Origin of the sequence: Paucibacter sp. M5-1 (assembly GCF_027498415.2) — a bacterium.
In the GTDB taxonomy this organism is placed as follows: domain Bacteria; phylum Pseudomonadota; class Gammaproteobacteria; order Burkholderiales; family Burkholderiaceae_C; genus Roseateles_E.
On the sequence record NZ_JAPZLM020000001.1, the window covers coordinates 1,561,334 to 1,579,253 of the forward strand.

15 protein-coding genes are annotated in these 17,920 nt (G+C 67.0%); 7 read left to right on the plus strand and 8 right to left on the minus strand.

The annotated features are described in order from the left end of the window. Positions 1-19 precede the first annotated feature (19 nt). Complete coding sequence (locus O5M90_RS07280) at positions 20-958, plus strand: LysR family transcriptional regulator (protein ID WP_269840520.1); 939 nt, start codon at positions 20-22, stop codon at positions 956-958. On the opposite strand, the gene O5M90_RS07285 is transcribed toward O5M90_RS07280, so the two are convergent. Next, positions 948-1,781, minus strand: coding sequence for an N-formylglutamate amidohydrolase (locus tag O5M90_RS07285; protein ID WP_269840521.1), 834 nt, complete (start codon positions 1,779-1,781; stop codon positions 948-950). The two genes, O5M90_RS07280 and O5M90_RS07285, sit on opposite strands and share 11 nt — an antisense overlap. A gap of 121 nt (positions 1,782-1,902) precedes the next feature. Here O5M90_RS07285 and O5M90_RS07290 point away from each other — a divergent pair, with 121 nt between their 5' ends. Together O5M90_RS07290 and O5M90_RS07295 are read left to right on the plus strand one after the other, a co-directional pair. Further along, the gene (locus O5M90_RS07290; RefSeq protein WP_269840522.1) at positions 1,903-3,012 is read left to right on the plus strand and encodes a sensor histidine kinase; all 1,110 of its coding nucleotides are present in this window, start codon (positions 1,903-1,905) and stop codon (positions 3,010-3,012) included. Next, a complete protein-coding gene (locus O5M90_RS07295; RefSeq protein ID WP_269840523.1) occupies positions 3,009-3,866 on the plus strand; it encodes a LytR/AlgR family response regulator transcription factor in 858 nt (285 codons plus the stop codon). Before O5M90_RS07290 ends, O5M90_RS07295 begins: the two co-directional genes overlap by 4 nt. Before the next feature lie 94 nt (positions 3,867-3,960). Here the strand turns inward: O5M90_RS07295 and O5M90_RS07300 are convergent, their stop codons facing one another. Then, positions 3,961-7,503: a TonB-dependent receptor gene (locus tag O5M90_RS07300; RefSeq protein ID WP_332909497.1), complete on the minus strand. Its 3,543-nt coding sequence runs from the start codon at positions 7,501-7,503 to the stop codon at positions 3,961-3,963. A gap of 332 nt (positions 7,504-7,835) precedes the next feature. On the opposite strand from O5M90_RS07300, the gene O5M90_RS07305 reads away from it, so the two are divergent. Then, entirely contained in the window at positions 7,836-8,099 is a 264-nt protein-coding gene (locus O5M90_RS07305; RefSeq protein WP_269840524.1) for a hypothetical protein, read from the plus strand. A 69-nt stretch (positions 8,100-8,168) separates the two neighbouring features. On the opposite strand, the gene O5M90_RS07310 is transcribed toward O5M90_RS07305, so the two are convergent. Together O5M90_RS07310 and O5M90_RS07315 are read right to left on the minus strand one after the other, a co-directional pair. Next, entirely contained in the window at positions 8,169-8,486 is a 318-nt protein-coding gene (locus O5M90_RS07310; protein WP_262969503.1) for a hypothetical protein, read from the minus strand. A 99-nt stretch (positions 8,487-8,585) separates the two neighbouring features. Continuing rightward, complete coding sequence (locus O5M90_RS07315) at positions 8,586-9,125, minus strand: deoxycytidylate deaminase (protein WP_269840525.1); 540 nt, start codon at positions 9,123-9,125, stop codon at positions 8,586-8,588. A gap of 61 nt (positions 9,126-9,186) precedes the next feature. Between O5M90_RS07315 and O5M90_RS07320 the strand changes: the two genes are divergently transcribed. Then, positions 9,187-9,870: a Crp/Fnr family transcriptional regulator gene (locus tag O5M90_RS07320; RefSeq protein ID WP_269840526.1), complete on the plus strand. Its 684-nt coding sequence runs from the start codon at positions 9,187-9,189 to the stop codon at positions 9,868-9,870. Positions 9,871-9,874: 4 nt separating this feature from the next. On the opposite strand, the gene O5M90_RS07325 is transcribed toward O5M90_RS07320, so the two are convergent. From O5M90_RS07325 to O5M90_RS07340, 4 genes are all read right to left on the minus strand, one after another. Then, on the minus strand, positions 9,875-12,934 hold the full coding sequence (locus O5M90_RS07325; protein ID WP_262969506.1) for an efflux RND transporter permease subunit: 3,060 nt from the start codon (positions 12,932-12,934) through the stop codon (positions 9,875-9,877). Positions 12,935-12,947: 13 nt separating this feature from the next. Continuing rightward, positions 12,948-14,105, minus strand: coding sequence for an efflux RND transporter periplasmic adaptor subunit (locus O5M90_RS07330; RefSeq protein ID WP_269840527.1), 1,158 nt, complete (start codon positions 14,103-14,105; stop codon positions 12,948-12,950). A gap of 138 nt (positions 14,106-14,243) precedes the next feature. Continuing rightward, positions 14,244-14,711 carry a ribonuclease HI gene (rnhA, locus tag O5M90_RS07335; RefSeq protein WP_137941824.1) on the minus strand — a complete coding sequence of 156 codons (468 nt, stop codon included), beginning with the start codon at positions 14,709-14,711 and terminating at the stop codon, positions 14,244-14,246. Then, a complete protein-coding gene (locus tag O5M90_RS07340) occupies positions 14,708-15,550 on the minus strand; it encodes a class I SAM-dependent methyltransferase (RefSeq protein ID WP_440401913.1) in 843 nt (280 codons plus the stop codon). The genes rnhA and O5M90_RS07340 overlap by 4 nt, the downstream gene beginning before the upstream one ends. 40 nt (positions 15,551-15,590) lie before the next feature. Between O5M90_RS07340 and gloB the strand changes: the two genes are divergently transcribed. Beyond that, positions 15,591-16,373 carry a hydroxyacylglutathione hydrolase gene (gene gloB / locus O5M90_RS07345; protein ID WP_269840528.1) on the plus strand — a complete coding sequence of 261 codons (783 nt, stop codon included), beginning with the start codon at positions 15,591-15,593 and terminating at the stop codon, positions 16,371-16,373. Beyond that, a complete protein-coding gene (locus O5M90_RS07350) occupies positions 16,373-17,914 on the plus strand; it encodes a transglycosylase SLT domain-containing protein (RefSeq protein ID WP_269840529.1) in 1,542 nt (513 codons plus the stop codon). The genes gloB and O5M90_RS07350 overlap by 1 nt, the downstream gene beginning before the upstream one ends. Positions 17,915-17,920: the final 6 nt, after the last annotated feature.

The following is a 17,920-nucleotide window of genomic DNA, read 5'->3' on the forward strand; positions in this document are numbered from 1 at the left end:
ATCCAACATAATCTGGCGCATGGACACCCTCAGCGGCATTGCCGCCTTCGTCAAGGCCGTGGAGGCCGGCAGCATCGCGGCCAGCGCCCGGCAGCTGGGCATCACGCCGGCCTCGGCCGGCCAGGCCATCGCCAGGCTGGAGGCCTCGCTGGGCACGCGGCTGCTGACCCGCAGCACGCGGGCACTGGCGCTGACCGAAGCCGGCGAGCTCTATTTCCAGCGCGTGCGCGATCTGCAGGCCCAACTGGAGCAGGCGCGCGCCGATGTCACCGCCTTCAGCGGCGAGCCGCGTGGGCGGCTGCGCATCGCCGCCTCGGTGGCCTTCGGCCGACACCTGATCGCGCCGCTGCTGCCGGCGTTTGCGCGCGCCCATCCGCGCATCCAACTGGAGCTGACGCTGGCCGACCGTAGCGTCGACCATGTGCGCGAGGAGTTCGATCTCAGCATCCGCTTCCGGGCCCAGTTGGAGCCGGGCCTGATCGCGCGGCGCATCGCGACCGCGCCGATGCTGTTCTGCGCCTCGCCCGACTACCTGGCGCGCGCCGGGCGGCCGACCCGGCCGGAGCAGCTGCAAGAGCATGACTGCCTGGGCTTTCGCCTGCCGGTGGACGGTCGGCTGCTGCCCTGGGCTTTCATCACGCGCGAGGGCGAGCGCATCGTGCCCGAGCTGAAGATCAGCTGCCTGGCCAATGACATCGACGCGCTGGCCGCGCTGGCCATCGGCGGCATGGGCATCGCCCGGCTCGGCAGCTTTGTCGCCCGGGAGCCGCTGCGCCAGGGCCTGCTGCTGCCGCTATTCCTGGCCGAGGACGAGGCCCAGGCGGTGGCCGAGCCGCTCGAGTTCTTCGCCTGCTGGCGCGAGCGTCGCCAGATGCCGGCACCGCTGCGCCTGTTCATCGACTATCTGGGCGAGGCGTTGCGCGAGCACCCGGCCCTCGAAACCCCGCCTACGCGCTGATGTGCCGCGCCAGCGCCGCCAGCATGGCCTGGATCGCGGCCTGGGCGCGCGCAAAGCCTTCGTTGGGCTGATGGCTGGCCACATCCATATAGAGCGAGCGCTTGATCTCGATCTGCACCGAGTGGCACAGCGCGGCCGGGTTGCCGGAGCGCTGAATCAAGGTCACACCCTTGAAGGGCTCGTTGAAGGCCACGCTATAACCGGCCGCACGCAGCGGCTCGGCCAGCACCAGCAGGGTCGCGGCATCGCTGCTGGCGCCGTCCAGATTGCCCAGCACGAAGTCGGCCAGTTGACGCTCCGGCAAGCCCAGCTGGGCATAGGAGTCGTCGGGCATCGAATGCACGTTCAAATGCCAGCGCCGGCCATGCCGCGCCAAGGCGTCGTCGAGCAGGCGGCGCAGCGCCAGATGGTAGGGCCGGTAGCAGTCGCGGATGCGGGCCTGCACCTCGGCCACCGTCAGGCGGCGGTCATAGATGTCGCGACCCTGTCCCATCGTGCGCCAGATCAGGCCTATGCCCAGCTCGGTCTTGCGGCTGGGTGTGACGGCGCCGGGCCAGTCGGCGTCCAGCATGGCCGGGTCGATATCGTCCAGGCCCCGGTTCGGGTCGATATAGGCACGCGGGAACTGCGCGGCCAGCAGCGTGGCGCCGAGGCTGTGCGCGCCTTCGTAGAGCCGCTCGACAAAGGCGTCCTCGCCCTCGCGCAAGACGCTCAGCGGCTGGCGGCTGCCGAAGTCGGCCGGATAGTGCTGGCCGCTGTGCGGCGAGTCGATGATCAGCGGGATCGCCGGGGCGCTGGGCGGGGTCAGGACAAAGGCTTGCATGGGCGGCATTGTGCGTGAGGCGCCGGGCCACTCGCGCCCGCCCGGTGCGGCTCGCGCCCGCTCCGGGCGCGTCGTCGCAGCGCCGGCGATCGTCGGCCTCACCTGCTCGACAATGGCCACCATGCCGCTGCCCCCCTCGATACACAGACTCTCAAGCCGCCTGCCCTACCCGCTGCGCATGGCCGGCGTCACGACCTTGTTCTCGGCCGGCATCGGCCTGCTGGTCTATGGCTTCTCACGCAACAATCTGCTGGCCAGCCTGGTCTACTCGATCACGATAGGTCTGATGTGCTGGGCGCTGATCGATGCCTCGCGCGCCCTCAGCGCGGCCGTGATGCGGCGGTTGCGGCCCGGCTGCGAGGCGCATCGGCACGACTGGCCCGGCTGGCCGGTGATGCTGGGCTGCGTGGCGCTCAGCGTGCCGCTGGCCTACAGCCTGGGCAGCGGGCTGGCCGACCAGCTCCTGGGCTACCGCACGCGCAGCCTGTGGAACAGCCATTGGCGCGAGATCGCCGGCTTGCTGCTGGTCTCGCTGCTGGCCTCCATCGTGGCCACCGGCTTCTTCTACGCCCGCGGCCGTCTCCATGCCAGCCAGGTGGAGGCCGAACAGGCGCGCCGCCAGGCCGCCGAGATGCAGTTGCGCCTGCTGGAATCGCAGTTGGAGCCGCATATGCTGTTCAACACCCTGGCCAATCTGCGCGTGCTGATCGCGCTGGACGCAACGCGCGCCCAGGCCATGCTGGACCAGCTGATCGCCTTTCTGCGCGCCACCTTGAACGCCTCGCGCAGCGGCGCCCATCCGCTGCGCGAGGAATTCGCCCGGCTGGCCGACTATCTGGCCCTGATGCAGGTGCGCATGGGCGCGCGGCTGCGGCCGCAGCTGATACTGCCGGAGGAGTTGGCGGGGCTGCCTATCCCGCCACTGCTGCTGCAGCCCCTGGTCGAGAACGCCATCCAGCACGGGCTGGAGCCCCATATCGAGGGTGGCGAGCTGATCATCAGCGCGGCGAAAGACGAGCGGGGTCAGCTCTTGCTGCAGGTGCGGGACACCGGCGCCGGTCTGGGCCAAGCCGGCCCATCGACGGGCACCGGCTTCGGCCTTGAGCAGGTGCGTGCCCGGCTGGCGACCCAATACGGCAGCGCCGCCGCGCTGCGCATCGAGCCGGCCCATGACGAGTGCGGCGGCACTCTGGTCAGCATCACCCTGCCCCTCACCGACACCACGCCATGAACAGCACCTGCACCGCCCTGATTGCCGAAGACGAACTGCTGCTGGCTGAGAGCCTGCGCGCCGACCTGGCCGCGCTGTGGCCCGAGCTTCAGATTGTTGCGATGGCCGCCCATGGCGAGGCCGCGCTGGAGGCCGCGCTGCGGCTGCGCCCCCAGGTGCTGTTCCTGGACATCCGCATGCCGGGCATGACGGGGATGGAGGTGGCACAGGCGCTGGCCGAGGACTGGCCCGACGGCGATCAGAACAGCACGCCCTTCCCGCTGCTGGTCTTCGTGACCGCCTACGATCAGTACGCGCTGAAGGCCTTCGAGCAGGCTGCGCTGGACTATGTGCTCAAACCCGTGCAGCGCGAGCGCCTGGCGCAGACCTGCAGCCGTTTGCAGACGGCCCTGCGGCAACGCGAGGCCTCACTGTCGGCACCACAGCACCCCGCCGACAGCGGTGCGATGACGGCGGTGGCCCAGCTGCGCCAGCTGCTGGCTGCACCCGGCGTGCCCGAGGCACTGGGCCTGCCGGCGCCCGCGGCCCAGCCGCTGCGCCTGCTGCAGGTCAGCGTCGGCCAGACCATCCATATGGTGCCGGTCAGCGAGGTGATCTATTTCGAGGCGGCCGACAAGTATGTGCGCGTTGTCACCGCCGACAAGGAGCATCTGGTACGCGCCTCGCTGCGCGAGCTGCTGCCCCAGCTCGACGCGCAACAGTTCTGGCAGGTGCACCGCAGCGTGGTGGTGCGTGCCGAGGCGATCACTCGCGCGGTGCGCGACGACGCCGGCAGGCTGAGCCTGCATCTGCGCGAACGACCGGAGCGGCTGGCGGTCAGCCGCATGTTTGCGCATTTGTTCAAGGGGCTGTGACACACGGCGCCCAATGAAAAAACCGCCGCATGAGCAAGTCATGCAGCGGTTTCTGAAGGCGCCGAATCGCATTCAGGCGCCGGACTTGCTCAGATCAGAACTCGTAGCGAGCGGTGATCTGGGCTGCCCATTGCGACTCGCCCTTGTTCTGCTTGACGGTATAGGTATCCGGATCGGCAACCGAATAGATCATCTTGCCGGTCGCCGGATCGATACCGGCGAAGTTCACGAAACGGCGTACATTGCCGCCCGAGCCATCGCGGAAGCTGATCTCGTCGATGCGGCCCCAGCGCTTGTTCAGGAAGTTGCCGACATTCATCAGGTCCAGCGACACCACGCCCTTGTGACCGGCGAAGAGACCAGGCACTTCCTGGCTGATGCGCAGATCGAAGCTGTTGCTGAACTTGGAGAAGGCGCTGTTGCGCGACACCACGCGTCCCTTGGCCGCGCTGAGCGCGCTGCTGGCATCGACGATGCTCCAGAACTTGGCCTCGGCAGCCGAGCCCGATGCCGCAGGGCTCTGACCCGGCAGACGGAACAGCACCTCGCCCGATCCCGGCGCCTTGGGGATATACATCAGGTCATTGCCGCTGATGCCGTCACCATTCATATCATTGCCATAGGTCCAGCTGAAGGGCTTGCCCTCGCGGCCTTCGTAGAACAGGCCCACCGTGGTCTTGTACTTGCCGATGAAGGCCTTGGACCAGTTCAGCGATGCATTGAAGCGATCACGCACCAGATAGGCCGAGTTGGCATTCACCTCTTCATTGGGATTGAAGACCGCGCGGTTGGCAAAGTTCGAGAAGGCGGTCGACGAGGTCAGCGGGCTGACTTCGGTCGCGCTGGTGCGGGTGTAGGCCACCGACCAGCCGAAGCCGGTGCGCACCGGACGCCCCAGCGACAAGGTCAACGTGTTGCCGCCGCCCTTGCTGGTGGACTCGACAAGGGTGACGTCGCCATAGCTGCGATTGCGCAGATCCTTGGCGCTTGCACCGCAGCCGTCGGTCACGCTCGAACCACCGGCCGTCCAGCAATTCGGGCTCCGGCCCGAGGCATTCCAAAACATCTGGCGGCCGTCCAGCGCATTGGTCACGGTGGCCGGACCCAGGTTCAGATGCTGGTAGAACAAGCCATCCTTGACCTTGGTGTGCACCCACTCGGCACCTGCGACCAGACCGAACCAGGGCAGTTCGGTGTCATAGGCTAGGTTGAACTTCCAGACCGAAGGCTGAGTTACGCCTGGGGCGATGATGTCAACGTTAGGAACCGCTGCACCAGTAAGCGTGGGCTGCTTGCTCGGGTCGGGGTTGTATGTAAGGCTGCTACAAGGCGTGCCCGTGTTGCTGCAAGAGGTGTCCGCCACCACCATGCCAGTGTTCTGGTAGGGATTGGCCAACCAGACACTGGCGGCAGCACCCTGGAACAGGCCCATGCCACCACGCAGTTGCGACTTGCGCTTGTCCGCCGACTCAAAGGCGTAGTTGAAGCCCAGACGCGGTTGCACCAGCTTCTCGCCATCGATGGTGCGCGAGTTATCGTAGCCGAAGCCGCCAGCCTGGCGTCCGGTCGCAGCAGCGATAGTCATCGGCTGAGCAACACCGGGATTAGCCAGCGGATTGCTGCCGACGCTGATGCGATCCAGACGCACACCGGCGGTAACCGACAGCTTCTTGCTGATGGTCCAGGTGTCCTGCAGGAACAGGCCCAGATTGCTGAAGCTCATGTCGGCCGCAGCATCGTTGAATGTCTTGCCAGCTAGCGGTGTCTGGATGCGGAAGGCAGTTGGCACACCTTTCAGAAACTTCGCGATCGGATCTTCTGCAGGTGCAGTAGCCGTAGCAGGAGTTCCGGTAAACGTGTACTGACCCTTCGCACGACGCACAAAGGCGTTGAAAATTTCATTGCGCTCGGCGTCCAGACCGAACTTCAGCTCATGGTTGTCCAGCAACAGATTGCCGGCCAGATAAGCATTGGTGGTCTCGGTCTCGAGGCGGTTGAAGTGGCGGGTCTCTTCCGTGCCGAAGCGCAGCGTGCGATCACTCGCGTTGGGGGCAGTGAAGTTCAACACCACCTCGGGCATGTCCGACTTGTTCAGCGGCACGCTCAGATAGTCGCGCTTGGACAGCTTGAGCTCGGTCGAGAACACATCGGTCCAGTCGGCGAACCACTGGCCGACCAGCGAGTCAATGGTCTTCTCGGTCGTGTAGAAACGCGAATCCAGCGACAAGGAGGTGGAAGAGAAGCCCGGGGCGATCGGCTGCGACTGCTCGGTCTTCGAGTAGCGGAGGCTGGCGCGATGGTTGTCGTTGATGTTCCAGTCCAGCTTCAGCAGCGTGTCCTTGACAAGCAACTCCTCGGGGCCGGGAATGCCGCCGATGTCGATGCCGTACTTGGTCTTGGCCACTTGCTGGACGGCGGCGATCTGCGCGGGCGTGATGTTGACATTGATCAGGCTGCTGCCCACCGGGCCGAATTGCGGCACATCGCGGTCGCTGCGCAGTTCTTCATAGCTGGCAAAGAAGAACAGCTTGTCCTTGATGATCGGACCACCGAGCGTGACGCCCTTGGTCGTTTCGTGGAAATTGGGCGGATTGGAGTAGGTGTCGCGCACATTGTCATAGCGCTCCCCGCCCAGGCTGCTGTCGCGATACACAAAGTACACACTGCCCTTGATGTCATTCGTGCCGGACTTGGTCACGGCATTGATGTTGGCGCCGGTATAGCCCTGCTGCGTGACGTCGTAGTTCGAGATATTGACCTGCACCGCCTGGATCGCGTCGATCGAGATCGGCTGCTTGATGGTCGGCAGGTTGTTGCCCTCGAGGCCGAAGGTGTCGTTGATGCGCACGCCATCGACCGTGATCGCATTGAAACGCGAGTTCTGGCCCAGGGCGGAAATCTCGCCACGGTCCTTGTCGGTCTGCGCCAGGCGCGGATCGGTACGTGCGTAATCCTGCAGGCTGCGTGCGGCAGAGGCATAGGCGTCGAGTTCCTGGCGACCCATGCTGGTGCCGGCACCCATCGATCCGCTATTGAACTTGCCGCCGGTGCTGGAACCCGTCAGCACCACGGTCTCGAGCTTGCTCGCACCCAGGCTGACATCCAGGCTCAGGCTCTCGGCCAGAGCCAGGTAGATATCCTCGCGAACTTCCTTGTCCGCACCCTTGGCCACCGTGATCACATAAGGGCCACCGACGCGCAAGCCGCGGACCGAATAGCGGCCATCGGCATCGGTCACCAGATTACTGGCCGAACCCGACTCGCGATGCAAAACGCTAACGTTTGCGCCCGCAATAGCTTTGCCATCCGTGCCCGTGACACGCCCGCTCACGGCGGCGGTCGTGTTCTGCGCCATGACGGGCGCTGCGGCCACGATGGCTACCGCCGCGCTCAGCGCGGTCCTCGTAAAACTCCAACGATTGCTACTCATGCTGTGACTCCTCAAAGACTTCCCACACCGGCGCATGCCAACGCCCACCGTAAAAAAATGTAGCACCCGGGGTAACCGCAAACGTTTGGGATCGCGGTTTTCCCACACCGAGGAACTACGGCTTGAAAGAAGCTGCTGTTTGTGCTGCCCCGCCTCACCCGCCCACCTCGCCGAGCGAACTTGCACCATTGCGATGCAAAGCACCACGCTCGTGCCTCATCTACCTGAATTCGTGTAGCAAAGAGGGTGCCAGCAAGACCCGAAACCGGCTCTCATCGGGGCCTGCGCAGGGCCGCCCATGAGCACAGTTCGATCAAGTTGTCCGTGTGACAGTTTGGCGATGCGATATGTAGGCCAGATGACATGCACTGAGGCCGTGCGCTGATGCACGCAAAAACAACAGCGGCGATGCGCGCTCGCCTTTGCTGACGGGTCAGGCCCTTGCCGGCCTGAACGCTTCAAAGCGCTGGCTTTTCAGCCGCAGTTGAGCGATAAACAAGCTGACGCGAAGCTGACAAATTGGCGCAAGGAGTTTGATCATGACTCTGCAGCAACTGACCCAAGTCAAGCACTGGCTGATCCTTCATGGCGGCCGCCATCCGGTGGAATCGCAGGCCTGGGACCTGGTCCTGACCTGCTGGGTGCTGGGCTGGATCAGCATGCCCAGCCTGCTGCTGCTGGAGGCCTGGGTGGCGCTGCCGCTGAGCCTGGCGGCCTTTCTGCTGCCGACCTGGTATGCCCGGGCACGCCGGCGCCTGCATCGCCTCGGACGACTGCGCTGCGACTGGCTGACCGCGCTCTGAAAACCCTGCGCTCGCCAATAAAAAAGCGCCCTCGCGGGGCGCTTTGTGAATGCGGCCAAGCCTGGCGCTTCAGTGCATCAGCGCGATCCATTCGCCGGCGCGCTGATAGCTGTCGAACAACTGCATCGCAAGCTCTCGCAAGGCCTGATTGCCGCTCGCATGCGCGTCGGCCAGGCGCTCGAAGGCGTAGAGCCGGTCGTAGAGCATGCGGGTCGGCTGCAGGCGCAGCCCGGCCTGCTGCATCAAGGTCTGAAAGGCCTGCAGCTGGGCGCCGTCCACCGGGCCGGCAATCGACAGACCCAGATCCGGCACCTCGGCGACGCCGGCGTCGAAGAACTCCAGTGATGGGCGGCTCTGGGCGGGAATCAGGTGCAGCGGGATCATCATCGTCGAACTCCTCGAACCGGCGGGTTGATGGCTCGGATGATGCCGGGAGCCGGCGCAACTTAAGCGAGAAAAAGCCGGCGCTTCACCCGCTGATTCGGCTCAAGTCGCGCCACTACCGAGCGCCTGCTGCGTGATGAAACCGGCCAGGGCCTCGGACCACTGCGCCGACGGCGGCTCCAACTCTTCGAGCGAATGGATATGAACCCCGGCATCGGCCAGCATCTTGTTGGCGGCCTCGTTGGCCCGCGAGTGATGCAGCTTCTTCTCCAGATAGATCACCTGGCGGATGCCGACCTGGATGATGGACTGCACGCAGCGCGGGCAGGGAAACTGGGTCGCATAGATCGTGCTGCCGGTCAGCGGCAGCACGACGCAGTTCAGGATGGAGTTGACCTCGGCATGGACGATGTAGCTATGGCGCGATTGATAGGGATCCGAGTCGTCATCCGCCCAGTAGCCGGCATCCTCGTCGGAGCAGCCGCGCGGCAGACCGTTATAGCCAACGCCCAGGATCTTGTTGTCGGCGCTGACGATGCAGGCGCCGTTGCGCTTGCGCTCGTCCTTGGAGCGCGCGGCGGCCAGCAGGGCCACGCCCATGAACATGGAGTGCCATCGGATCAGGGGCTGATTCTTCGTCATAGCTGCGGTGATGTTGGAGGCTGAGCCGAACTGTACCGGGCCTGCCTCCTAGAATCGCCGCATGAGCTTGCAAGAGATGCTGGAGAAGTCGATCTGGGGCCGCAACCTCAGCCCCGCCGAAATGCAGCGCGTGCAGGCAGAGTGCCGCGAGCGCCGGGTGGCGGCCGGCCAGGCGATGGTACGCATGGGCGAGCCGGCCGAGCATTGGGTCGGGCTGATCAGCGGCTTCGGCAAGATGAGCGTCGGCAGCCCCGACGGCCGCGAGACCACGCTGATCGGCACCGCGCCCGGCGGCTGGTTCGGCGAAGGCACGCTGATCAAGCGCGGCCGCTGGCAGTACGAGGGCGTGGCCCTGCGCGACTCGCACCTGGCCCTGCTGCCGCGCGAGACCTTCGAGTGGCTGCGCGCCACCAGCCTGCCCTTCAACCACTATCTGCAGCACCTGATGAACGCCCGCATGGGCAGCTTCATCGCCCAGCTGTGCAACCAGCGCCTGCTGGACTGCACGGCGCGGGTCGCACGCAGCCTGGCCGCGCTCTACAACCCCGAGCTCTACCCGGAGCCGGGCCTGTTCCTGGACCTGCGCCAGGTCGAGGTGGCCCAGCTGGCCGGCATCTCGCGCCAGCGCGCCAATGCCGCGCTGCAGCGCCTGGAGGCCGCCGGACTGCTGAACATCAGCCGGCGCGGCATCGAGGTACTGAGCCTGGCCGGCCTGCGCGACTACGCCAGCCCGCGGGCCGATTGATCCCTCAGGACGCCAGCGCCGGCGTCGTGATCTCGCCGGGCGTGCTCTTGCGCGCGAACAGCGTGTACATGGTCGGCACGACGAAGATGGTCAGCAAGGTGCCGAAGCTCATGCCGCCGACGATGACCCAGCCGATCTGCTGACGGCTCTCGGCGCCGGCGCCGCTGGCCAGCGCCAGCGGGATCGCGCCCAGCACCATCGCGCCGGTGGTCATCAGGATGGGGCGCAGGCGCAGTGCCGAGGCCTCGATCACCGCCTCCATCACATCCTTGCCCTGCTGGCGCAGCTGGTTGCTGAACTCGACGATCAGAATGCCGTGCTTGGTGATCAGCCCCACCAGCGTGATCAGGCCGATCTGCGAGTAGACATTGAGCGTGCCGCCCGACCATTGCAGCGCCGCCAGCGCACCGACCATGGACAGCGGCACCGCCAGCATGATCACAAAGGGATCGATGAAGCTCTCGAACTGCGCCGCCAGCACCAGGAAGATGAAGAGCAGGGCCAGCACGAAGACCAGGCCCAGCGCGCCGCTGGACGAGCGGAACTCGCGCGAGACGCCGTTGAGCTCGGTCGCATAGCCCATAGGCAGGATCTCGCGCGCGGTCGCGTCCATGAACTCCAGCGCCTCGCCCAGCGCATAGCCGGGCGCCAGATTGGCCGTGATGGCCACCGAGCGGCGCTGGTTGAAGTGGTTCAGCTCGCGCGGGCTGACCGCCTCGCGCACCTTGACCAGGCTGGCCAACGGAATCATCGCGTCGCCACGGCCGCGCACGAACAGCTTCTCGATATGGTCGGGCGTGGTGCGGCCTACCGCATCGGTCTGCACGATCACGTCGTACTGCTCGGCGTCACGCTTGTAGCGGGTCACATTGCGGCCGCCCAGCATGGTCTCGACGGTGCGCGCCACCTGGTCGACATTGACGCCCAGATCGGCCGCGCGCTCGCGGTCCACCTCCATGAAGACCTCGGGCTTGTTCAGGCGCAGATCGTTGTCGGGCTGCACAAAGCCCGGGTTCTTGGCCAGCGCGGCCATGAACTGCTGGGTCACGCCGGCCAGATTGGCATAGCTGTCGCTGGTCAGGATCACATAATTGATCGAACGCTCGCGAAAGCCCTGGCCCAGGCTGGGCGGCGTCACCGCGAACACGCTGACCCCCGGCAGCCCGGCCAGCTGCGGCTGCAGCCGGCGCGCCAGCTCCTGGGTGCTGACATCGCGGTCCACCCAGTCCACCGTGCGCAGGATGCCGGTGGCCTGAGCCACGGTCGCACCGCCGACAAACATGAAGCGGCGGTCGAACTCCGGATAGCCGGCCGCGACCCGGTCGATCGCATCCAGATAGCGGGCGGTGAACTCCAGGGTCGAGCCATCCGGCGCGCTGATCGGCATGAAGATCACGCCTCGGTCCTCCAGCGGCGCCAGCTCGCTCTTGGCATGGCTGAACAGCCACCAGCTGTAGGCGCCCGAGGCCACCATCACCGCCACCACCAGCCAGCGCGTGCGCAGCGCGAAGCGCAGCGCGGCCGCATAGCGATCGCTGATCCAGACCAGCACCCGCTCCATGCCGGTGTCGAAGCGCGTGGGCTTGCTGTTGTGGCGCAGCAGCTTGCTGCACATCATCGGCGTGAGCGTCAGCGCAACAAAGCCCGACACCACGACGGCGCCGGCCAGCGTCAGCGCGAACTCGACGAACAGCCGCCCGGTGCGCCCCGGCGTGAAGGCCAGCGGCGCGAACACCGCGACCAGGGTCAGCGTCATCGCGACCACCGCAAAGCCGATCTCCTTGGCCCCCTTCAACGCCGCCTGGAAGGGCTCCAGCCCCTCTTCGATATGGCGGAAGATATTCTCCAGCACGACGATGGCATCGTCCACCACCAGGCCGATCGCCAGCACCAGGGCCAGCAGGGTCAGCGTGTTGATCGTGAAGCCGGCGGCCGCCATCAGCGCGAACGAGCCGATCAGGCTGATCGGGATCGTCACCAGCGGGATGATGGAGGCCCGCAAGGTGCGCAGGAACACGAACACCACCAGGGCCACCAGCACCACCGCCTCGGCGATGGTGGTGTAGACCGATTTGATCGAACGGTCGATGAAGACCGAGTTGTCATTGGCCGGCCGCACCGTCACCGTGTCCGGCAGGTCCTGCTGGATGCGCGGCAGCATGGCCTGCACGCCGGCCGACACATCCAGCGGATTGGCCGTGGCCTGGCGGATCACGCCCAGCGACACCGAGGGCACACCGTTCAGCCGCACGCGCGAGCGCTCGCTGGCGGCGGCCTCCTCGATGCGCGCCACATCCTTGAGCCGCACCGTGAAGCCGCTGGCCTGCTTCAGCGCCACCTCGGCGAACTGCGCCACCGTGTTCAGGTCGGTGCGCGCGGTGACATTGAACTCGCGCTGCTGGCTCTCGATGCGGCCGGCCGGCACCTCCAGGTTCTGACGCCGCAGTGCGTCCTCGACATCCTGCACCGTCAGCTTGTAGGCGGCCAGCCGGTCGGGGTCCAGCCAGATGCGCATCGAATACTTGCGATCGCCGCCGATCTGCACATCGGCCACGCCCGGCACGGTCTGCAGCCGCGGCTTGACGACGCGGTTCACCAGATCGGTGATCTGCAGCGGGTCCAGGGTCTCGCTGGTGAAGGCCAGCCAGATCGTCGGCGTCGCATCGGCCTCGACCTTGGCGACGATGGGCTCGTCCACCGCATCGGGCAGGCGGCCGCGCACCCGCGAGACGCGGTCACGCACATCGGCGGCGGCATCGTCGGGATTCTTCTCCAGCTTGAAGCGCACCGTGATCTGGCTCTGCTCGGAGCGCGAGATCGAGGTCAGGATGTCGACGCCGTCGATGCCGGCGATCGAGTCCTCCATCGGCTTGGTGACCTGGGTTTCGATCACCTCCGACGAAGCGCCCACCAGCCGGGTGCTGACCGTCACGACCGGCTCGTCGATGCGTGGGTACTCGCGCAGCGACAGCTTGTCGAAGGACACGATGCCCACCAGCAGCAGCAGCAGCGACATCACGGTCGCAAAGACCGGGCGGCGGATCGAGGTTTCAGAGATGCGCATGAGGCAACCCTCCTTAGCGGCTGGCGGCCGAGGCGGTCGGCGCGGGCGCGCGAGCGGCAGCCGGCTTGTCCAGGTCCACCAGTTTGACCGCTTGCGACTCGCCGCGCATCAGCGGCCCCTGCCCCGCCGTCACGACACGGTCGCCGGCCTTGACGCCGCCCAGCAGTTCCACCTTGCCCGGCACCCGCATGCCCAGCTGCGCCTCGACGCGCTGCGTCATCAAGCGCCCATCGGCGCCCTCGACCAGCTTGACAACAAACTGCTTGCCGCCCATGGGTACCAGCGCCTCCTCGGGCACGACCAGGGCCTGCTCGCGCAGCGCGAACACCACCCGCACGCGGGCGAACAGCCCCGAGCGCAGCATGCTGGTGTCGCCCAGCAGGCGCGCACGCACCAGCATCGACCGCCCGGCCGTGTCCAGCTGGCTGTCCAGCGCCTCGATGCGGGCCTTGAACTCGCGGCCCGGCAAGGCATCCAGGCCCAGCGACACATCCTGGCCCAGGCGCAGCTGGGGCACGAAACGTTCGGGCAGGCGGAAATCCACCCACATCGACGAGGCATCCTCGACGCTGACCAGATCGGCGCCGTCCTTCACATAGTCACCCAGATTGATCAGCCGGATGCCCATCACGCCGTCAAAGGGCGCACGCACCTGCAGCCGCGCCAGCTGGGCCCGGGCCAAGGCCACCTGGGCCTCTGCCACCTTCAGGGTCGCCTCCGCTTGGTCGACCACGCTGGGCGAGACGAAACTCTGGGCCAGCAGCTCACGGTTGCGCTGCAGCTGGGTGCGGGCAATGCCGGCCTGGGCCTCGGCCTGCTGCAGCTGCGCCGCCTGCAAGGCCTCGTCCAGCTGCACCAGCAGCTGCCCCTGGCGCACGCGCTGGCCGTCGGTGAAACCGAGCTTGGTGATGCGGCCGCTGACCTCGGGCCGCAGCATCACCGACTGGCGCGCCCGCAGCGCGCCGACCGCCTGCGCGTCGTCGGCCAGGCTCTGCACCTGAACCCGGCCGGCCTCGACGCTGAGCGGGCCGCGCCCGCCCGGCTGGGCAGCCTGGCCGGACTTGGCCGCCGCCTGGGCCTTGCCCGGCTGGTGCTGCCACCAATAGGCCAGCGCACTGAGCCCGACCAACGCAACAACCGCAACGACGCTATGTAGTTTCTTGAAGCTCATGCATTTTTCTCCGACCGCGCACTGTAGCGGCGAACACATGTTGTTGCAGTCAGCGCTGCGGCATTACGGCACTGAAACACGGCGGCAGAGGCGTCAACAGCACCCGCCGGGCGCACAGCGCACGCCGTCGGCCGGCATTCAGACGCTGGCAGCGCCCCGGTTGGCCAACGCATCGGCGCGCTCGTTGCCCGGGTCGCCGGCATGGCCCTTGACCCAGCGCCACTCCACCTCATGCAGCTTGCGCAGCGCGTCCAGGCGCTGCCAGAGCTCGACGTTCTTGACCGGCTTGCCGTCGGCGGTCTTCCAGCCGCGACGCTGCCAGCCGCTGATCCACTCGGTCATGCCCTTGCGCACGTACTCGCTGTCGGTATAGATCGTGATCTTGCAGCTGCGCTTGAGCGAGGCCAGCGCCTCGATCACCGCGGTCAGCTCCATGCGGTTGTTGGTGGTGTTGGCTTCGCCGCCGAACATCTCCTTGTCGTGGCCGCCCGAGCTCAGCCAGGCGCCCCAGCCGCCGCGCCCGGGATTACCCTTGCAAGCCCCGTCGGTGTAAATCGTCACCACCGGCTTTTGGATGGTGGCGGCGGGCTTGTTCTCTGTCGTCATTCGTTCGCTTCTCGGTGCTTGTGATGTTGATGCAAGGCCACGGCGGCGCGCGCCTTGGCGGGCCGGGCCGGCTGGCGGGCCAGGCCGATCAGGCGCATGCCGTGCACGCGCTTGACCGCAGTGAGGAAATAAACCGCGCCCAGCACCGGCCACCAGCGCGAGCCCACGCCCTCCAGCCAGTCCCAGCGCTTGAGCCATTTGTCGCTGCGCAGCGGCGGGCAATAGCCGCCGAACTGTGCGCCCTCGACCTCGAAGCTCAAGAGGCGCAGCCAGTCGCGCAGCCGCCAGTAGCCGATGAAGTCGCCGGCGCGCGGCAGATAAAGCCGCTCGCCGCTGCCCGGCAGGCGGTTCACCAGCCGGCCCAGATTCTGCCGCAGCCCCCAGGCACTGGCCGGATTGATGCCCGAGATCACGAGCCGCCCCTCGGGCCGCAGCACCCGCTCGACCTCGCGCAGCGTGCGGTGCGGATCGCTCGCCAACTCCAGCGTGTGGGGCAGCAGCACCAGGTCCAGGCTGTTGGCCTCGAAGGGCAGCGCATCGAACTCGCCGAACAGCGCCACGCCCCGGTCGGCGAGCTGGGTGTCCAGGCCGAACTGGCTGAAACCGGCCTGCGCTTCCTCATCGGCCGGCACGCTGGCATGCCAGTCCGCCGCGTTCTGCGCCAAATTGTCCAGCGCCAGCCAGCGGTGCGGCATGCGGTTGGCGCGCAGCCCCTGCAACTCGGGCAGGCCGAGCTGCAGCGCATGGAAGCCGAACAGGTCGACCACGGCCGCGTCGAGCTGTGCCTGCTCCCAGGCCAGCAGATAACGGCCGGGCGGTGTCTGCAGCCAGGCGGCCAACTCTACAATCGAGGCTTCACGCGTCACAAGAACTCGCTGCATGGATTTGGTCGCACTGCCCGCCTTTACCGATAACTACATCTGGATGCTGCACGACGGTGCTCAAGCCCTGGTGGTGGATCCCGGCGAGGCGGAACCCGTGCTGCGCGCCCTGGACCACTACTCGCTGCGCCTGGCCGGCATTCTAGTGACCCACCATCACGGCGACCATGTCGGCGGCCTGGCCGGCCTGCGGCCGCGCCTGCAAGGCCCCGTCTTCGGCCCGGCGCGCGAGACCATTCCGGGGCCTGTGCAGGCCTGCAGCGACGGCCAGTGCGTTGAGCTGCTGGGCCAGCAAATCCGCGTGATCGACGTGCCCGGCCACACGGCCGGCCATATCGCCTATCTGATCGAGACGCCCAGCGATGCCAGCGCACCCCTGCTGTTCTGCGGCGACACGCTGTTCTCCGGCGGCTGCGGCCGCCTGTTCGAGGGCACGCCGGCGCAGATGCAGGCCTCGCTGCAGACGCTGGCCGCGCTGCCCGGCCAGACCCGGGTCTGCTGCGCGCATGAGTACACCTTGTCGAATCTGCGTTTTGCGCGGACCATAGAGCCCGCGAATCCGGCGCTGCTCGACTACCAGGCCTGGTGCGAGACCCGCCGCCACGACAATCTGCCGACCCTGCCCTCGACCATAGGTCAGGAACAAGCCATCAACCCCTTTCTGCGCTGCGACCAGCCCGCCGTGCGGGCCGCCGCCCTGGCCTACCAGCCGCAGCTCCTGGACACCGACCCTGTTGCGGTGTTCGCCACCCTGCGGCAATGGAAAAACGACTTCCGATGATGATCAACACCCCCCTGCCCACACTCTCCACGCTGGCGCTGGCCTTGCTACTGGGCGCCTGCGCCAGCACTCCGCTGCCGCCGATGGAGTCTGCCGCCCCGGCTCCGCAGCTCAGCACCGCAGCGACCGCCGCGCCGGTGGCCGAGTCGCCGGCACCCGGCACCCTCGCCGCCCTGCCCCAGGTCGAGGACGCGTTGCAGCCCGGCGTCACCGTCGACCTGAACGACGCCAAGGCCAAGGCCGATCTGTGGGTGCGGGTGCGCGGCGGCTTTGCGATGCCCACGCTGGAGAACGATCTGGTGCGCCGTGCCGAGGCCTGGTACAGCCAGCGCCCCGACTATGTGGCGCGCATGACCACGCGCGGCGGCCGCTACCTCTACCACATCGTCGTCGAGGTCGAGAAGCGCGGCATGCCGATGGAGCTGGCCCTGCTGCCCTTCATCGAGAGCGCCTTCAATCCGCAAGCCCTGTCCAGTGCCAAGGCCTCGGGCATGTGGCAGTTCATGCCGGCCACCGGTCGCGATTTCGAGCTGCGCCAGAACATCTTCCGCGACGACCGCCGCGATGTGCTGGCCTCGACCCGCGCCGCGCTCGACTACCTGGGCCGTCTGCACACCATGTTCGGCGACTGGCATCTGGCACTGGCGGCCTACAACTGGGGTCAGGGCAATGTGCAGCGCGCCATCAAGCGCAACGAGCGCGCCGGCCTGCCGACCGACTACGAGAGCCTGCGCATGCCCGACGAGACGCGCTACTACGTGCCCAAGCTGCAGGCGGTCAAGAACATCGTGCTGCGCCCCGAGGCCTTTGCGCTGTCCCTGCCCGAGATCGCCAACCACCCCTACTTCCTCAGCGTCAATATCGACCGCGACATCGATGTCGATGTCGCCGCTCGCTTTGCCGGCATGACGGTCGATGAGTTCAAGCAGTTCAACCCGCAGGTCAACAAGCCGGTGATGCTGGCCGCAGCGACCGAGCAGGTGCTGCTGCCCTACGACAACGCCGACGCCTTTGCCCGCAATCTCGCCGCCCACCGTGGCGCGATGGCAAGCTGGACCGCCTGGGTGGTGCCGCGCACGATGAAGCCGGCCGATGCCGCCCAGCAGGTCGGCATGAGCGAGGCCGCGCTGCGCGAGATCAACAAGATCCCGCCGCGCATGCTGGTGCGCCAGGGCTCGACGCTGCTGGTGCCGCGCAGCGCCAAGCGCGACCAGGATGTATCCGAACATCTGGCAGACAACGCCAGCATCAGCCTCGCGCCCGATGTGCCGGCGCTGCGCCGTGTCAGCTTCAAGGCCCGCAAGGGTGAGACCGTCGCCAGCGTCGCGCAGCGCTACAAGGTCAGTGCCAGCCAGGTCGCGCAGTGGAACAAGGTCTCGGCCAAGGCCGCCTTCAAGCCCGGCCAGACCCTGGTGGTCTACACGCCCAATAGCCAGCGCGTGGCCGCAGCGGCGCGCACGGCCAAGGCCGTCAAGGCGGGCCGCCCGGCCGCGAAGAGCACCCGGGTGGCCTCGGCGGCGCGCAAGGCAGCTAAACGCTGATCACAG